This window comes from Streptomyces avidinii, assembly GCF_014650695.1.
Lineage (GTDB): Bacteria > Actinomycetota > Actinomycetes > Streptomycetales > Streptomycetaceae > Streptomyces > Streptomyces avidinii.
This window is the reverse complement of sequence record NZ_BMVL01000003.1, coordinates 544,155-560,425: the sequence shown is the minus strand read 5'-3', so window position 1 is coordinate 560,425 and position 16,271 is coordinate 544,155. Positions and strand designations below refer to the sequence as shown.

Genomic DNA, 16,271 nt, shown 5'->3' with positions numbered 1-16,271 from the left:
TCAGACGCCGCCGGTGGCGGTGAGCCTCCCGTCGGCGACGGCGGCGGTCAGCAGGGCGTGATCGGCGCGGGTCCGGTCCGCGTAGCGGAGCGCGAAGCCCGCGACGGCGCGGTCGAAGGTGTCGCCGCCCCCGAGGTAGCCCGCAATGGCGATGCGGTCGCCGGAGCGGGCATGGGCGCGGGCGAGGGCCCGGCCGCAGAGCGCGGCGTACTGGCCGAGCATGCCCGGGCTCATGGTGTCGACTTCGGCCGACCCCTTCATGTCGCGCAGCTGGCGGCCGTAGAAGTGCCGCCCGGCGGGTCCGGTGGTCCAGCCTAGGAAGATGTCGCCGGCGGCCTGCATGAGCCGCTGGCCGGCGACCACCCGGTGCCCTTGGTGATCGTGCCCGTCGGACGGCAGGTGGGTCTGCAGGACGGACGGAACGGCTTCCTTGATCTGCAGGAAGAGCGGGTCGTCGGCGTCGCGGCCGAGCAGCAGAACGACGAAGCAGCGGGTCCCCACGCTCCCCACGCCGACCACCTTGCGTGCCGCGTCGGCGAACCGGAAGCGGTCGAGGAGGATGCGGCGCTCCTCGGGGAGGGTGCTGCGGTACTTGCCGAAGATCTCGCCCACGTCCCGTGAGTCGGCCCGTGCCAGCGGCTCCAGCAGCGGCGGATCGTCGATGATCCGCCGGCGCCCGTCGCGGACCTCGGTGAGCCTGCCGAGCGCGCGCAGGCTGGTCCGGCGGCGGGCGCGGGCCAGATTGGCCTCCACCCGGTCGCGCAGTTCGGGTCGGCGGATGAGGTGCAGCAGTTCGGCGGTGTCGGTCCGGTGGTACCAGACGTCCAGCTCGGGCAGGCCGGCGAGCTCCCGGATCGTCCGGCGGTAGGCGCGGGCCGCCGCGAGGGCCGCCTTCCCGGCCCGGTCGTCGCCGTGCCCGTTGTCGCGGGCGGCCACCGCGATGCTCGCGGCGAGTCGTTTGACGTCCCACTCGAAGGGGCCGGGGTAGGTCTCGTCGAAATCGTTGAGGTCGAAGAGCAGGGCGCGTTCGGGCGAGGCGAACATGCCGAAGTTCATCAGGTGTGCGTCGCCGCACAGCTGGACGGTCAGGCCGGTCTGGGGCTGGGTGGCCAGGTCGGCGGCCATGACCGCGGCCGCTCCGCGCAGGAAGGCGAGCGGCGATGCCGCCATCCGGCCGTAGCGGATGGGCAGCAGTTCCGGGACCCGGTCGGTGGCCTGTCGCTGCAGCACCCCGATGGGGTCGGGACGGTCCGGCGTGGCGGTCCACCGCCCGTGCGAGGCACGACCGGTGATCTTGCGCACGGCCCGTCCGCGCCGGACCCGTTCAGCTGGGCTGGTCATGCGCCGCTCCTCGTCGCCGGTCCTCCTCATCCTGGCCGCACGGCAGCTGTCGCGCATGTCGCCGCCTCCGGTCCGGTCCGGTCGGTCCGGTCGGTCCGGTCGGTCCGGTCGGTCCGGTCGGTCCGGTCGGTCCGGTCGGTCCGGTCGGTCCGGAAGTGGTCCGGGGTGGGCGTCGGGATCAGCTCTCGTTCTCGGCGAGGATCCGGTCGGCGGCGTAGTGCGGGCAGTTGAGCACGTGCCAGGTCACCGACAGTGACCCCGCCCCGGTCCGCAGGGTCCGTACCACGCCGTTGGCGGCGGTGGCCTTGCAGAAGGGACACACGACGGTCTCCGGGCGCAGTAGATCGAACATGCCGTGTCCTTCCCGCAGCTTTCTCACACCGGACCAGTCCAGAACTATCAAATCCGGCGCCATTCGGCCGCAGTACCCACAAGTACGGATGAGGATTGGGGCCCTTGTCCCGGTCGGACGGCCCATGGGACCGGGAGCCGGAGGCGCCCTCGGGCGGCGGCCGGGCCGGTGAGGACCCTTGCGGCGGCCCGGATTTCGGCCGCGCACCGGTGGGGAGCGGCGGCGGCGGCCGTCACCCCGGCGAGGCGCGTGACGTCGTACGGGTTGCGCGATACCGGGGCGATGACAGGGCCTCCGGCCGGGAGTCCTTGCCGGGAGGTTACTCGCGAGGAAACACGACCTTTGGCTATGGTGAGCGCCCTCCGGTCGGATCCCTTCGGATTCCAAGATCAAATGCGAATTCGTCATGCCGATCGAAGGGAGTCCTGCCTATCCGGGACATGAGTACACAGTGCAGAGCGACGCGATGTCGGCAACACCGCCCGGCGTCGGCTCGGTACGAGCCGACCTGCCCTCGCCCTGCCACCCGGGGCTGGAGGGCGGCGGCCCTCTCATTCACCTACCTCGCGAAGGCAAGGCAGAGATGGCAAGAATGCCCCGTCAGTCCTCCCCCCGGGCCTCCTCCCGGACCTCCCGAACGCAGACGCACCCGGTCGACGAACTGCTCCCCCTCCCCCGGCTCGCCCTCTACGGCTTCGCCGGACGGCCTGCGGGCGGTGCTCGACAGCGGGATCACGCTGGGCGCCCTGACGGCCATCGCGCTGAACCTGCTCTTCAACGTCTTCACCAGCCGCGGCACCATGGAGATCGACTGGGACGACATCGGCGAAGAGGGGCCGGCCGCACCGCATTTCGGCGCAGCCGCCCACTGAGGCCGACCGGGAACGCATGGGGCGGCCCCGGCCGGCCGGCCTCAGTGCGTTCCCCGGGGCAAACGGCGGCGCCTCGCCCGCCTCACCGATCAACTCCCAGAAGTGGTCGACGAGTCGGCGCAGGTAGGCGGCCCGCTCCGCCGCGATCTCCTTGAGGCGGGCGTCGTCATTGCGGGCGACCAGGTGTCCCATGTACCGCTCCGAGAAGGCGGCGAACTCCGCGTGCATCGCGCGCAGTGCATCGCCCACCGCGGTCGCGTCGACCACCACGATCTCCGACACCGGTTCCACGTGCGGCTTCCAGCGGCCGTCGACGGCCGAGCGCAGGTGCTGCGCCAGTTCGTCCACCCGGCCCATGATCCCGATCAGCGCGCTCAGCGACAGCCCGAGGGCCTCCACGAGGGCCCTCGTCTGCCGGGCGTCCCCGTTCCGGTGCTGCGCCGACTCGGCCGCGCGGTACTCGGCCGGGTCCATGCCCATCCGGTACGCGAGCCGCTCGACGGTGAGCCGGCGAGCCAGCCGGTGCTCGGCGAGGGTGCGCGGTTCGATGCCCATCAGTGCGGTGGCGTCGCACCACAGGACGTCGGCGAGGGCGAAGAGTTGCCGGTCGGACGGCACCTGGACGCCCTGCTCCCAGGCCAGGACCGACTGGGGGTGGACGGGGGCGCCGCAGGCCGCCATGGAGTGGGCGACCTGCGCCTCGGTCAGGCCCATACGGGCTCGCGCGGATCTGGCCCCGGCCGGGGAGAAGGGAGTGCTGTGCACGTAAGAGACACCTCGCAGCCCCCTCGGACGCGTACGAATCCAAGGGCCGATGTGGCGGCGTGGCGGGGTCAGTTCGGGCACTCCGTGTCCCGCGACGGACGGCGGCCGCTCGTGAGGAACTCGGTGACGACGCGGTTGCCGCACGCGTTGCCGTTGCCGAGGTACAGCCCGTGACCGCCCTGTTCCACGGTGACCAGGCGGGCGCGGTCGCCCAGGGCCTCGCGCATTCTCAGGCCGCCGGAGAGCGGGGTGGCCGGGTCCCGGCGGCTCTGGAGCATGAGGATGTTGGACGGTCCGTCGTCGGTGATGCGGGTCGGCTTCTGCGTGGGAGTGGTCCAGAAGGAGCAGGGCAGTACGTTCACCGGCATGCCGGCCGTGAGCGGGTGCCGGGTGCGGTCCTCCTCGACCGCGCGCCGGTAGGCGGCCATGGAAGTGTCCGGCCACGCCACGTCGTTGCAGATGACGCCGACCATGAGCGCGGCGTCCTCGTTCCGGATGGGCTCTGCGAGCTCCCTCGGGAGTACCGGGGTGCCCGCCGGGTCCTGGGCCACCTTGACCAGACCGGCGAAGGAGGCGAAGGCGGAGTCGCTGTAGAGGGCGTTCTGCAGGGCCTGGCGCAGGCCGTTGCCGGTCAGCGGCACACCGGGGGTCGTGGATGTGCGCGGCTCGCGGTCCAGGCGGGCGGCCAGCGCCACGACGAGCGGCTCGACGTCCTGCGGATCCGCGGCCAGGCGCAGGCCGTCCGCGTCCCGGTCGGGGTGGGCCGCCCAGGCGGCGAAGTCGGGGAAGCGGTCCGTCGCGCCCTGCGACATGTTCGCCAGCCAGCCGCGGGCCACCCGCTTCGGGTCGGGGTCGCCGCTGCTGTCGAGGACCCAGCGGTCGGTGCGCCGCGGGTACTTCTGCGCGTACACGGCCCCCACGTACGTGCCGTACGAGGTGCCCCAGGCGGAGAGCTTGCGCTCGCCGAGCGCCTCGCGGAAGCGGTCCATGTCGCGGACCTGGTTGGCGGTGGTGAAACTGCGCAGCTCGGGACCGCCGCCCAGGGCGCAGGCCTCGGCGATGCGCCGGGAGCGCTCGACGTTCTCGGTGATCTCGCCGTTCGGGCCCGGCCAGGAGCGCAGGCTGGTCAGGTAGCGGTCCTCGGGGGCGAGGTTGCAGCTCGCGGTGGTGCTGGCGCCCACGCCGCGCGGATCGAAGGCGACGAGGTCGTAGGCCCCGGCCAGCTCGCGCCGCAGGGCGTCGCCCTTCTGCGTCAGGCGCTGTACACCGGATCCGCCCGGGCCCCCGGGGATCACGACGAGCGTGCCGCGCCGGGCCTCGGGACGGTCGCTGCGGATGCGGGAGACGGCGATGGTGATCTGCCGCCCGTCGGGGTCGTCGTAGTCGAGCGGGACCGGCAGTTCGGCGCACTCCTGGACGGTGGGGGCTCCCTGGTGCGTGCAGCGGTGCCAGTCGAGCCGCGGGCCGGCCGGTGCGGCCCCGGCCACGGCCGGTGCGGCGGTCGCGGTCAGGCCGGCCGCCAGCGTGGCCGTGGCGAGGAGCAGTGCCCTTTTCCTGTAGGTCGTCATGGGGCAAGCCTTGTCGACCGCGTCCGGCGGTCCCATCCAGCAGACCGGTCGGCCTCGGGTGGGGCTAACCCCCCTCCCTCCGGCGCCGGTTGGCTGACGGCCTAGGGCAGCGGCACCCCGCGGGCCGTGATCCAGAGCTCGTACCACTCCTCGTGCGTGAGCTCGGGCTCCCGCAGGGCCGCGTCGCGGCAGGCGCGGATCCGTTCGGGGCGGGCGCTGCCGATGACCGGGGCGATGGCGGCCGGGTGCCGCATCAGCCACCACAGCAGGACCGACTCGGGCGTGGTGTCCTTCTGCCGGGCCAGCTCGGCGAGCAGCGCCGCGGTGGCCCGTTCGGCCGGCGTCTGCTCGCGGCCGGTGAAGCGGCCCTGTGCCAGCGCGCCCCAGGCCTGGAGGCGGACGCCGTGGTCGCGGCAGTGCTCCAGGGTTCCGAAGGGGAACCCGTTGTTCGCGGATTCCGGCGTGTTGAGCAGCACTCCGGCCTCGACCCAGTCGCGGCTGTGCAGGCTCATCTCCAGCTGGTTCGCCACCAGCGGTACGTCGAGACGGGCCTGGAGGTGGGCGATCTGCGCGGCGCCCATGTTGGACACGCCGAAGTCCCGTACGAGGCCCTGACGGTGCAGTGAGGCCAGCGCCGAGGCGACCGAGTCGACGTCCGCGAGCGGGTCGGGGCGGTGCAGCAGGAGCACGTCGATGACATCGGTCCGCAGCCGGGTCAGGCTCTCCTCGACGCGCCGGACGATGGTCTCGCCGCGCAGGTCGTAGATCCCCGGACGGTTCTTGTCGCCGAGCCGGATCCCGCACTTGGTCTGGAGGGTGATGCGCTCGCGCAGCCCGGGCGTGCGCGCGAGCACCTCGCCGAAGACGGCCTCGGCCTTCCCGTGCCGGTAGATGTCGGCGTGGTCGAAGGCGGTGATCCCGCTGTCGAGGGCCGCGGCGACGGCGGCCTCGGCGGCATCGATGTCGGCGGGCCCGTACGGGTCGGGGTCCCAGCTCCCGCCCAGGCCCATGCACCCGTACAGCACCCGGTCACCGCTCATGCTCGTACTCGCGTTCGTCACCGGGCCAGCCTAGGGGGTGGCGGACGTGCGTCGCACGGCGCCCGAGCGGGTTCCGGAACCGGTTGTGCCGGGCCCGATGCACGCTCTGACCGGCTCATACTCAATGATGTCCGAATGCAGAGACACATGGAGACCGAGCGGTGGCCGCGGCAGGGATCGCTCCGCCGCCGCCTCGGCCGCACGGCCACGACCCTGAGCCTGTTGAGCGCGGTGGCGTGCACGTCCGCGCAGACTCCGGCTTCGGTCGCGGGCGTGGGGTCGGGCGGCGCCACGGCGCACGAGGTCTCCATAGCCACCTGGAACATGTGCGGGGTGCGGCAGTGGAGCTGCGAGAAGACCGGGAGCCCGAAGGAGAAGTTCCAGCAACTGCGCAAGCTGATCGACGACTCCGACGTCCACGTCCTGCTGCTGCAGGAGGTGTGCTCGGAGGACCTGGTCTCCTCGGCCCGCAGCCTCGGCCCCCAGTGGCACTCCGCCTTCGAGCCGTACGCCGAGGTGGACGCGGCGGGGCGCAGGTCCCCCGTCGACTGCACCGGGCAGGGGCGCGGGCAGGCCGGCTACGGCCTGCTGGCGGGGTCCGCGCTCACCGATGTGGAGCTGATACCGAGCGAGCAGCCGACGGTGGGACTGCACCGCGGCATCCTGTGCGCCCGGGTCCCGGCCCAGGAGCTGCGGGTGTGCAACGCGCACCTCTCGCTGAGGGAGAGCGATGCCGAGCATCCGGAGTGGGACTTCCGCGACGACCAGCTGAGCTCGCTGGTCGCCGCCGCGTCCACGGACGCCCGTACCGTCTTCGGCGGCGACTTCAACTCCCCGCCACCGGTGGGCGACCGCAACACGTCCGCCTGGATCTGGCCGTCGGAGACCTACACCACGTACCGCGAGTGCGACCAGAAGGGCGGCTCCCGCTCGGGGCGCGCCACCCTCAAGGACGGCACGAAGATCGACTACCTGTTCACCCGGCTGCCCCGCACCGACTGCAAGGTGGTGGACACCAAGGCGTCCGACCACCGGCCGCTGGTGATGCGGGTGAGCCGCCCCGAGACCCCCTCGGGGGTCAGTACCGCGCGTTGAAGTAGGCGCCCTGGGCAGGGACGGTGTAGGCGTTCATCAGGGTGAAGGGCACGGCCGTCCAGGGGGACGCGTTGCCGACGGCGTCCACGGCGATGGCCTCGACGAAGTGGTCTCCCGGGTTCCAGGCCCAGCCGGGCTCCCAGACCCAGCTGCCGTCGGCCCGCACCTCGCACGTTCCCAGGGCCGCTCCGCCCTCCTGGAAGTCCACCCGGACGGCGCCGGGGGCGAAGCCGGCGAAGCCGACGGCGGGGCCCGGAACCTGCTGGTGGGCGGCGGGGGCGGACACCGACAGTACGAGTCGCTGCGCCGGCCTCGGCAGCGGCGGGGGCGCCGGCTCGTACTCGGGCAGGGGCGCGGACGCGTTCTCGACGGCCGTGAAGACCGCTTCGGTGCGCTCGGTCTGGTAGTTGTTCGCATCCGCGGCGAACAGCCGTACGACGTGCCTGCCCTTGGGCCAGGGGGTGCTGCGTTCCCAGACCCACGTGCCGTCCGCGGCGACGGGCGCGGAACCCTTGTGCTTGCCGTCCTGCCAGAAACTGACCCGCACGGCGCCGGGGGCCGTCCCGGTGAAGCGGACGGTGTTCGCCGGGACCCGCTCCTCCGCCGTCGGCGTGTGCACCACCGGCTTGGGGAAGGAGTCGCTGCCCTGCACCAGGGAGGTCTGCGTCAGGTACGCGTCGATGGCCGACGTGTCGCGCTGCGGCTCCTCGTAGCCGTTGCGGACCATGCCGAACCGGGGGGTGACGCCGTCGACGAGCAGGTTCAGCAGCCCCATCAGAGTGGGAAGGTTGCGCAGCGTGACCTTCCCGTGGTCGGTGATGAGGGGCGAGTCGTTGTAGACGAAGTTGAAGTTCTCGTGGCCCTGGAACAGCCTGACGAACGGCTCCACCTGGCTCGCGTACTGCTCGTCCTGGGGAGAGGTGACCAGGTAGATGTTGGCCGAGCGGTTCGCGCCGCTGTGCACCAGGTCGGGGAGGACCGAGTCGAGGATGCGGACGTTCTGCTCGGTCGCCTCGCCCATCATCACCCGGACCGCTTCGGGGTTGCCCTCCTTGACGCGGGTGCCGATCCGGAACTGGGGCACGCTGGCCACGATGTTCCTGAAGCCGTACTTCAGGCCGTAGAAGAGGGCCGCGCTGCCGCCCTTGGAGCTGCCGAACATGGTGACCTGGTCCGGCGAGAGGGACAGGGCGTTCATGACACGCGAGATGAGCCCGGCGACCGACTGCTCCAGGGAGAAGTCCATCCCCTTGCAGAGGTAGTAGGTGTTCGCACCGTCGAACAGGTCGCGGACCCACAGGATGTTGGACCGGAGCAGGTCGAGCTTCCCGTTGGCCCACCCGTACTCGTTGGTCGCGTAGCGGTTCGCGAAGACGACGACCAGGTGGCGGTTGCCGTTGCGCGCGTGGGAGAACCTGTACTCGATGGGCACGGCCCCGGAGGAGTCCACGCCGGTGAAGACGCGGCGCGTGCTCTGGGCTGTCTTAGACATGCTCGGAATCCATTCTTCTCACCGGCTGGCGCGGCACCTGACCGAGGGTGCCTCCGTTCCAGGGACCTGCGTGACCTGCCTGGCCCTGACCTGCCTGTCCCGCAGGACCCGGCGCGCTGCCGCCGGCCGCGCCGACGGCGGGGGCCTGGGCCCGCGCGGGGTCGAGGTCCCCTCCGGCGATCAGGATGCGGTCGGTCAGCCGGGCCGAGGCGTAACCGTCGTCGAGGTCGCAGAACTCCTGCTGGAACCAGCGGTAGCGGGCGGCGTAGCCGTGCTGGATGCGGTCGATGTTGCGGATCGCCCCGATCAGCTCCGGGGAGGTGTACACGAGCGGGCCGGGGGCGGACTGCTCGAAGTCGAAGTAGAAGCCGCGCAGGGTGTCCCGGTAGTGGTCCAGGTCGTACGTGAAGAACAGGATCGGCCGCCCGGTGTTGACGAAGTCGAACATCAGGGAGGAGTAGTCCGTGATCATCACGTCTGCGATGAGTGAGAGGTCCGCCATGTCCGGGTAGTCGGACACGTCGAAGACGAATCCGTCGCCGGCGCCCGGTACGGGGTCCACCACGTTGGGGTGGCGCCGCACGAGCAGGACGTGGTCGTGGCCGAGCTGCGCCTTGGCCTCGTCGAGGTCGATGCGGAAGTCGAGCTTGTACTTGCCGGGTGCGTAGAACTGGTCGTCGCGCCAGGTCGGCGCGTACATGATGGCCTTCTTGCCCGGCGGCAGGCCGATCCGGCGGCGAACTTCCGCCGCCCGGCGTCCGTCCGCGCGGCGCAGGATGTCGTTGCGCGGATAGCCGCTCTCGACCATCTCGCCGGGGAACTGGAAGGCCCGCTTGAGGATCGGGGTGCTGAAACTGTTCGGGGACACCAGCATGTCCCAGTTCTGCACCTCCTTCTCGACGCGCTCCAGGTACCGCTTGTCCGCGAAGTGCACGGCTTCGATGTCGTGGCCGATGCGCTTGAGCGGGGTTCCGTGCCAGGTCTGCACGACGACCTGTCCCTCACGCTTCTCGAACCAGTCCGGCAGGTGGTTGTTGGCCACGATGTACTTGGACCGGGCCATGGCCTCGTACCAGTCGGGGGACCACATGCGGACGGGGCGTGCGGTGGGGGGAACGTCCACCTGGTCGTCGCGCACCACCCACAGGTGCTCGACGTCCACGCCCCGGCGGACCATCTCCTCGTGCAGCGCGCGCGGGCTGTCGGAGTACTGGGTTCCCTTGAACGCGTCGAAGAGCACGGCCCGGGTCACGGGCCGGCGGCGGGCCGCCGGGTAGGTCTTGGTCCGCATCAGCTTCTGCCGGTACGGGCCGCGGGCCTCGTCCGGCATGGCGGAGTGGACCAGGAGCGAGAGCCGGTCGTACGCCTCCGACTGGAGCTCGTAGCGGCGCTCGTTGCTGGTCATCTCGCTCGGCAGGGTGGGGATCAGATCCTGCGTCATCTTGACCATCAGGTCGTTGGCGCGGTTCTCCGGGGTGACGGCGGAGGGGTCGTGGCGGCGGAGGAAGAAGTCCCACCGGCCGGAGGCCAGCGGAATGTCGCCGGCCAGCGTCCGCATCGCGGCAGGAGAGACGACGAAGCGGAACTCGTCGCCGTACCAGGTGATCGGCGCCACGCGCTCCGCACCGTGGGCTCGGGAACGTACGACGACGTGGGCCGCCGCGTACTCGGACGCGTCGAGCATGTCCTGCGCGGCGTAGCCGACGGTGATCTCCAGCGAACCGTCCTCGCGCCATGTGGCGGACTTCGCCAGCGGCAGGGTGTCCCGCTCGAAGAGGACCACGTAGCCGGATCCGTTGCGGTGCACGAAGACCTCGCGGTCGCCGGCTTCGGTCTGGAGTCCGGCCGGCATCCGGTAGTGGCCGTCGGTGGCGTCCTCCGCCATGACGGGGTAGATGGCGGCCTTGCGCCCCTCGACGTGGAAGGTGGTCTTCCAGCCGTTGGCGCCGGTGTTCCAGGACTCCGGGACCCCGTCCGAGGAGTTCGTGCGGTGTCCGGGGACGAGCGCCTTGACCGGGATGCGGGTGACGAAGAGGTACCAGCCCTCGCCGCCGGGCGTGAAGTGGACCCACGAGTCGTGTCGGCCGGCGCCGCTCATGCTGGTCACCCGGAACTTGCCCCACTCCGGGAGCTTGGCACCCAGGTAGACGCCGCCCAGTTCGATGTGGTCACCGACCATCCGGTGCCGGGTGATGCGGCAGCGGACCGTCTCGACACGGAGCTTGAGCTTTCCCTGCAGGAAGAGGGGAACCACGCGGATGTTCTTGTCCACGTAGCGGTAGGGCGGGTTGGCGGCGCTGCCCGCGCCACCCCTGGCTATGCCCTTGTAGCGGAACAGGCCGCGGCTCAGCACGCCGGCCGCCACGTCCCAAGTGCCCTCGACCCACTCGCCCTTGCGCTTGAGGCGGCTGGTGTCGAAGCTGACCTGGAAGCCGGACCAGTCGTAGCAATAGCGGTTCTGCTGCGAGTACTCGGTGGCCTGCGGGTAGTAGGTGGTCTTCGCCTTGGCGACGACCACACGGCCCTGCTTCTTGTTGCGCAGCGCGATCGCCTTCATCGACATGTGCCGCTTGTGCACGTTGATGAAGCGGACGTACGCGGATCCCTCGAGGGTCAGGTGGTCGGAGTCGTCCCACTCGGCCCGGATCAGCGAGCCGTGCAGGGAGAGTTCCTTGTCGAGCCGGTAGGCACTCTTGTCGAGGCCTATCGAACGGTCGCCGAGGTAGGGGTAGTTGAGGTAGCGGTGGAAGCGGCGCTGAACGGGCAGCGGCCCGCCCTTGCGCTCGAACTCGACGACGTCGAGCAGTTCCTTCAGGCGCCCCTCGCGCACCAGGAGCCACTTGACCCGGGCATCCGCGGGAAGGTCGTGGATGATGTCCGCGTCGGCCTCGTCCAGGAACTCGTTCGCCCACTGCATGAAGGCGTCCTGGTATTCCTCGTCGGCGTCCGGCAGCACCTTCAGGTGCAGCATCAGGTCCGACTTCAGGCAGGCCAGGTCGTACTTGCGCTTGTGGTCCGAATAGGACCGCGCGCGGTGTCCGGCGAGGAAGCGGCTGACCGACTGGACGGCGGAGACGCGGTCCTGGAGGTTGCTGAACTCCGTGTGCCGCTGGGTGATGGAGGGGGCCGCGCCGCCCTCGCGCCGACGCCAGAAGTAGACGATGTCCGTGAGGATGTCGACCTTGGCGGCCCGGAAGTGGGCGAACATGTTGACCCAGGAGTCCTCGTACATCACGCCCTCGGGGAACGCGATGTAGTGGTAGTCCCAGAAGGAGCGCCGGAAGAGCTTGTTCCACACCGTGCGGTCGTAGATGAGGTCCGGCACCTTGGTGATGTGCGTGCCGCGCCTGCTCTTCTGCATGGGCGCCTTGTGCAGGGGGGACTGCCACCTCTTGGTGGAGTTCATCATCTGCACGTTGCCCGAGACGAAGTCGGAGCCGGAGGCTTCGAGGGTCTGCACGAGCAGCTCGTAGGCGTACTCGGGTATGACGTCGTCGCCGTCGACGAACGCGAGGAACTCGGCCTGTGGATGGGCGGCGCGAATGCCGACGTTACGGGCATGTCCCGGCCCCATCGGCTCCTGGCGCAGGAGCTTGAACCTGGGATCGCGGCGGGCGAAGTCGGCCGCGATCGCCGTCGAGGAGTCGGTCGAACCGTCGTCGACCATGATCACTTCAAGCGCGGAGAACGTCTGCCTGGCTATCGATTCCAGACATTCCTGGAGGTATATCTCAACATCCTGGAAGGGCACGACAACACTCAGGCGGGGCATACCTGCCACTCAGAAAGCTCCTCGATAGACACACTCGTCACGACGCACCGGGAGTTGCCGCGGCACGCCGCCAGACCCGCCCCTGAATCTGGTCACCCACCGCTCCCCGAACACTCGACCCGCCCCACCGCCCTCGGCCGCACACTTATACGACCTTGACAGCGCCTGCGCAGCGTAGGGCAATCACTTAATGGCGAGCAAGTATTCACGGGCGCTTCACGCGCTCAAAGCTTCACACATGCGAATGAATGGCGGACTTCCACGGATACGGCGCAGGCCAACTCCCCGCCGTCCCGGGGCGACGGGCGCGGAAGCCGCCCTTCGTTCGCGATGAAACCCGCATCCTGGTGAGGTGGATCACCCCACGCGACACCAAGGGCCGAACGCCAGACCGGGGTCCGTCAGATCCTGCCGGGCGATCAGTAGCCCGCCGTCCATGTCGATCATCGCGATCGTGACCGAGCCGCGCGCGTCGAGCGCGATCGCCGGCAGCCCCGCGCACCGGTCCCCCACGGGGGCCCACCAAGTGCCGTACTGCTCGCCCTCCGTCGGGTAGGCGGCGATCTCCGGACAGCCGTCGGCCCCCCGCTGGAGGAGCACGGTGCAGTCGTAACCGTTGATGTGGGTGCGGGTGACGGCCACCGGGCCTGCGCCGCCGGCGCCTCCCAGCGGCAGGAGCGCGGGCACCGAACCGGCGGGAGCCTGCGGGCGGTAGGCGATGACGCCGCCGTCCGCCGGGTGGCGCCAGAAGTAGGTACCGGTGCCTGCGCCCGTCTCGTAGGAGCTGTACGTCCCCTCGACGGCATCGGCCTTCATGCGCCCGAGCCACCTGAAGTCACTGCCCGGCCTGTCCTGGCCCCAGTACGAGGCACCGCCCTTGAAGGGAGCCAGGAATTCGGCCCGCCCCTGGGCAGTCACCAGAGGAACGACAGCCCCTCGTACCCATTTGCCCTGATAGTCGGCCCAATTGCCCCATTTGCCGTCGGCACCCCGGGTCCGGCCGCGTACTCCCACGCCGAACCGGGTGGCGAGGATGTGGAGCGAACCGGCGCCGTCGGGGACCACCATGGTGTCTCCGGGCGGGGGCAGGGGCTGCTCCTGCTGCTCTCGCGGCTCTCCCTGCCCGCCGTCCGCCTGCCTGCGCTCCGGGAACGCGTTGCCCACCGCGCGCCAGTCACCGAGCGGGCGGCCGGTCTGGTACTGGGTGGCGATGACCGTCTCACGGCCGCCCGGCGCCCCGTCCCGGTAGCGGGTACCGGCGAACCAGACGAAGCCGTTGGAGTCCTGGGCCAGGGTGAACCGGCCGGTCCAGCCCTCCACGGGGAACAGTTCGGGGCCCTGCCAGAGGTCGGAGCCGGGCGCGGACTCGGTCCAGCGCACCAGGCCCTCGGCGCAGCTCGCGTAGGCGGTGAGGCGGCCGTCCCGTCCCAGCCGGAGCCAGCCCCGGGCCGCGCTCCCGCCGTCGGCCGCGGCGGCTATCTCGGAGCCCAGGACCGCGGGCGCGGCGGAGGTGGCACCTCGGTCCGCTTCCGCACGTCCGCGTCGCACCATGACCTGCCCACTCCTGCCCCAACTCGTCCCTTTTGCCCGGCCTTACCGGGCGGGCCGTGGGACAATTTACGGCAGTGCGGCGGTCGGTCGGCGCCGGGGGCCGATCTGCCTACGCCCTCCGGTTCCGTGCAACCTAGCCTGATCGGTCCGCCTCCACCACCAGGTGCCGGCCGGACCCCGCGACCGCTGGGACCGCGGTCCGGCGGGGCGAAAAGTCGGGTACGGGTACTACGTGGGGAGTACGCCTGAAACGCTACGCCGGGGTGACGCGGGTGACGGGGGACGCGGTCTAGCGTGGCTGTATGGAAGAGCTGCGCGAGCGCCCGGGTCCCCCGTGGCGGCGATGGGTGGAGCGGACCGGGCGGGGCCCGGCCTGGCGCTCGGCCCTGCTCGTCGCCGTCTTCGCGCAGATCGGCGCAGGGTGGGCGGCGCACGCCCAGAGCGGGCGGGTGCCGCTGGACGGCTTCGCCCGGCTCCTGCTGCTGCTCGGGCCCGCTCTGCTGGTCGTGCGGCACCGTTATCCGGTGGCCGTGGCGTACGGGGTCAGCATCGTCACCCTGGTCTATGTGGGTGCCGGCTATCCGTACGGCCCGGTGTTCCTCAGCCTGGCCCTGGCCTGCTTCGCCGCCGTTGTCGCCGGACACCGCCGGGCCGCGTGGGGCGCCGTCGGCCTGCTCTGGGCCGGGCACCTGCTCATCGGGCACTGGCTCTACCGGTGGCTCCCGCCCGCCGGGGACGGTCCGACGCCGTGGGCACAGGAGCTGGGCATCACCGCATGGGTGCTCGCGGTGCTCGCCGTCGCGGAGCTGGTCCGGGTACGCCGGGAGCAGTGGGCCCGGGAGCGGGCCGGGCGGGCGGCGGCCGAGAGACGCCGGGTGGACGAGGAGCGGCTGCGGATCGCGCGTGAACTGCACGACGTCCTCGCCCACAGCATCTCGCTGATCAACGTCCAGGCGGGGGTCGGGCTGGCCCTGCTCGACTCCGACCCCGAGCAGGCCCGCACGGCGCTCGCCACCATCAAGGCCGCGAGCAAGGAGGCGCTGGGCGAGGTCCGGCAGGTGCTCGACACCCTGCGCTCCCCCGGCGAGGCACCGCGCTCCCCCGCGCCCGGTCTCGGCCGCCTCCCGGAGCTGGTGGAACAGGCGGCGGCGGCCGGGCTGACCGTGACCGTCTCGGCCGGGGGCGAGGCCCGCTCGCTGGCGCCCGGCGTGGACCTCGCCGCCTTCCGCATCCTGCAGGAGGCGCTGACCAATGTGATGCGCCACTCCGGCTCGCGCACCGCCCGGATCCGCCTCACCTGGCAGCCGCACGCCCTGGAGCTGCGGGTGGATGACGACGGTCCGGCCACGGGCGGCGCGTCGGACGGCAGCGGCAACGGTCTCGTCGGGATGCGTGAGCGGGCGACGGCCCTGGGCGGCACCGTCGAAGCGGGCCCGCGACCGGACGGCGGCTTCCGGGTGGTCGCGCGGCTCCCGCTGAGGACCGACGGCTTCGACGGCCACGACGGCTTCAAGGAGACCCTGTGATCCGCGTAGTGCTCGCCGACGACCAACTGCTCGTCCGGGCCGGGTTCCGGGCACTGCTCGACGCCCAGCCCGACATCGGGGTGGTGGGCGAGGCCGCCGACGGCGAGGAGGCGGTACGTCTGGTGCGCGAGCTCCGCCCCGACGTCGTCCTCATGGACATCCGCATGCCGGTCCTGGACGGGCTGACCGCGACCCGCCGGATCGGCGAGGACGATGCACTGGCCGACGTACGGGTGGTCATGCTCACCACCTTCGAGCTCGACGAGTACGTCTTCGAGGCGATCCGTTCGGGTGCCTCCGGCTTCCTGGTCAAGGACACCGAGCCGGAGGAACTCCTGCGCGCGGTGCGGGCGGTGGTCGCGGGTGACGCCCTGCTGTCCCCGGGGGTGACCCGCCGCCTGATCGCCGAGTTCGCAGCCCGCTCGAAGCAGCCCGCGGCGGCGGCCGGACTGGGCCGGCTCACCGACCGGGAACGGGAGGTGATGGCGCTGGTGGGCATGGGCCTGTCCAACGAGGAGATCGCCCGCCGCCTGGTCGTCAGCCCCCTCACCGCCAAAACGCACGTCAGCCGAACCATGGTCAAACTCGGGGCCCGCGACCGCGCCCAGTTGGTCGTCCTGGCCTACGAATCCGGCCTGGTCCGCCCCGGTTGGCTGAGCTGAGGGGTGCCGCGCCCGACGGCGGACGGGGCCCGGTGAGGACGGCCTCGACGACCTCACCGGTCAGTTCGACGATGACGGCACCAGCGCCTCACCGCCGTCGACGGACGTGTAGATCACCGGACTCCGGCCCACGACACCCCTCCCTGACACCCCTGACACCCCGACGCCCCGGTCCGCCGCTACTCCCGCGGGCGTACGCCGAGGGCCGCCGGGCGTACGACGACGTGCGAGGCCC

The 16,271-nt window shown here is 71.3% G+C and carries 11 protein-coding genes; 3 read left to right on the top strand and 8 right to left on the bottom strand.

All coding sequences use genetic code 11. The features are described from left to right. From IE257_RS10625 to IE257_RS10605, 5 genes are all read right to left on the bottom strand, one after another. The gene (locus tag IE257_RS10625; RefSeq protein WP_189967095.1) at positions 1-1,341 is read right to left on the bottom strand and encodes a DUF2252 domain-containing protein; all 1,341 of its coding nucleotides are present in this window, start codon (positions 1,339-1,341) and stop codon (positions 1-3) included. 178 nt (positions 1,342-1,519) lie between these two features. Further along, positions 1,520-1,693, bottom strand: a complete 174-nt coding sequence (locus tag IE257_RS10620; protein WP_159040436.1) for a hypothetical protein — start codon at positions 1,691-1,693, stop codon at positions 1,520-1,522. A 551-nt stretch (positions 1,694-2,244) separates the two neighbouring features. Beyond that, on the bottom strand, positions 2,245-3,330 hold the full coding sequence (locus tag IE257_RS38080; protein ID WP_229920247.1) for a helix-turn-helix domain-containing protein: 1,086 nt from the start codon (positions 3,328-3,330) through the stop codon (positions 2,245-2,247). 68 nt (positions 3,331-3,398) lie between these two features. Further along, the gene (locus IE257_RS10610) at positions 3,399-4,898 is read right to left on the bottom strand and encodes an alpha/beta hydrolase (RefSeq protein ID WP_189967092.1); all 1,500 of its coding nucleotides are present in this window, start codon (positions 4,896-4,898) and stop codon (positions 3,399-3,401) included. 101 nt (positions 4,899-4,999) lie between these two features. Further along, a complete protein-coding gene (locus tag IE257_RS10605) occupies positions 5,000-5,959 on the bottom strand; it encodes an aldo/keto reductase (RefSeq protein ID WP_229920246.1) in 960 nt (319 codons plus the stop codon). Between the two features lie 114 nt (positions 5,960-6,073). Between IE257_RS10605 and IE257_RS10600 the strand changes: the two genes are divergently transcribed. Further along, positions 6,074-7,033, top strand: coding sequence for an endonuclease/exonuclease/phosphatase family protein (locus tag IE257_RS10600; protein ID WP_189967090.1), 960 nt, complete (start codon positions 6,074-6,076; stop codon positions 7,031-7,033). Here IE257_RS10600 and IE257_RS10595 read toward each other — a convergent pair. The 3 genes from IE257_RS10595 to IE257_RS10585 all read right to left on the bottom strand — a co-directional run bounded on the left by IE257_RS10595 (position 7,017) and on the right by IE257_RS10585 (position 13,848). After that, complete coding sequence (locus IE257_RS10595) at positions 7,017-8,525, bottom strand: Ig-like domain-containing protein (RefSeq protein ID WP_189967088.1); 1,509 nt, start codon at positions 8,523-8,525, stop codon at positions 7,017-7,019. The genes IE257_RS10600 and IE257_RS10595 overlap by 17 nt on opposite strands. Further along, on the bottom strand, positions 8,518-12,297 hold the full coding sequence (locus tag IE257_RS10590; RefSeq protein ID WP_189967369.1) for a bifunctional glycosyltransferase/CDP-glycerol:glycerophosphate glycerophosphotransferase: 3,780 nt from the start codon (positions 12,295-12,297) through the stop codon (positions 8,518-8,520). The genes IE257_RS10595 and IE257_RS10590 overlap by 8 nt, the downstream gene beginning before the upstream one ends. A 357-nt stretch (positions 12,298-12,654) precedes the next feature. Next, on the bottom strand, positions 12,655-13,848 hold the full coding sequence (locus IE257_RS10585) for a hypothetical protein (protein ID WP_189967086.1): 1,194 nt from the start codon (positions 13,846-13,848) through the stop codon (positions 12,655-12,657). 302 nt (positions 13,849-14,150) lie between these two features. Here IE257_RS10585 and IE257_RS10580 point away from each other — a divergent pair, with 302 nt between their 5' ends. Then, positions 14,151-15,374, top strand: a complete 1,224-nt coding sequence (locus IE257_RS10580) for a sensor histidine kinase (protein ID WP_189967084.1) — start codon at positions 14,151-14,153, stop codon at positions 15,372-15,374. After that, positions 15,371-16,036 carry a response regulator gene (locus IE257_RS10575; RefSeq protein WP_189967082.1) on the top strand — a complete coding sequence of 222 codons (666 nt, stop codon included), beginning with the start codon at positions 15,371-15,373 and terminating at the stop codon, positions 16,034-16,036. The genes IE257_RS10580 and IE257_RS10575 overlap by 4 nt, the downstream gene beginning before the upstream one ends. Positions 16,037-16,271: the final 235 nt, after the last annotated feature.

Coding starts and splice junctions, on each gene's coding strand:
- IE257_RS10600 (WP_189967090.1), top strand. CDS start 6,074: ATGCAGAGACACATGGAGACCGAGCGGTGGCCGCGGCAGGGATCGCTC.
- IE257_RS10580 (WP_189967084.1), top strand. CDS start 14,151: ATGGAAGAGCTGCGCGAGCGCCCGGGTCCCCCGTGGCGGCGATGGGTG.
- IE257_RS10585 (WP_189967086.1), bottom strand. CDS start 13,848: ATGGTGCGACGCGGACGTGCGGAAGCGGACCGAGGTGCCACCTCCGCC.
- IE257_RS10590 (WP_189967369.1), bottom strand. CDS start 12,297: ATGCCCCGCCTGAGTGTTGTCGTGCCCTTCCAGGATGTTGAGATATAC.
- IE257_RS10595 (WP_189967088.1), bottom strand. CDS start 8,525: ATGTCTAAGACAGCCCAGAGCACGCGCCGCGTCTTCACCGGCGTGGAC.
- IE257_RS10620 (WP_159040436.1), bottom strand. CDS start 1,693: ATGTTCGATCTACTGCGCCCGGAGACCGTCGTGTGTCCCTTCTGCAAG.
- IE257_RS10610 (WP_189967092.1), bottom strand. CDS start 4,898: ATGACGACCTACAGGAAAAGGGCACTGCTCCTCGCCACGGCCACGCTG.
- IE257_RS10625 (WP_189967095.1), bottom strand. CDS start 1,341: ATGACCAGCCCAGCTGAACGGGTCCGGCGCGGACGGGCCGTGCGCAAG.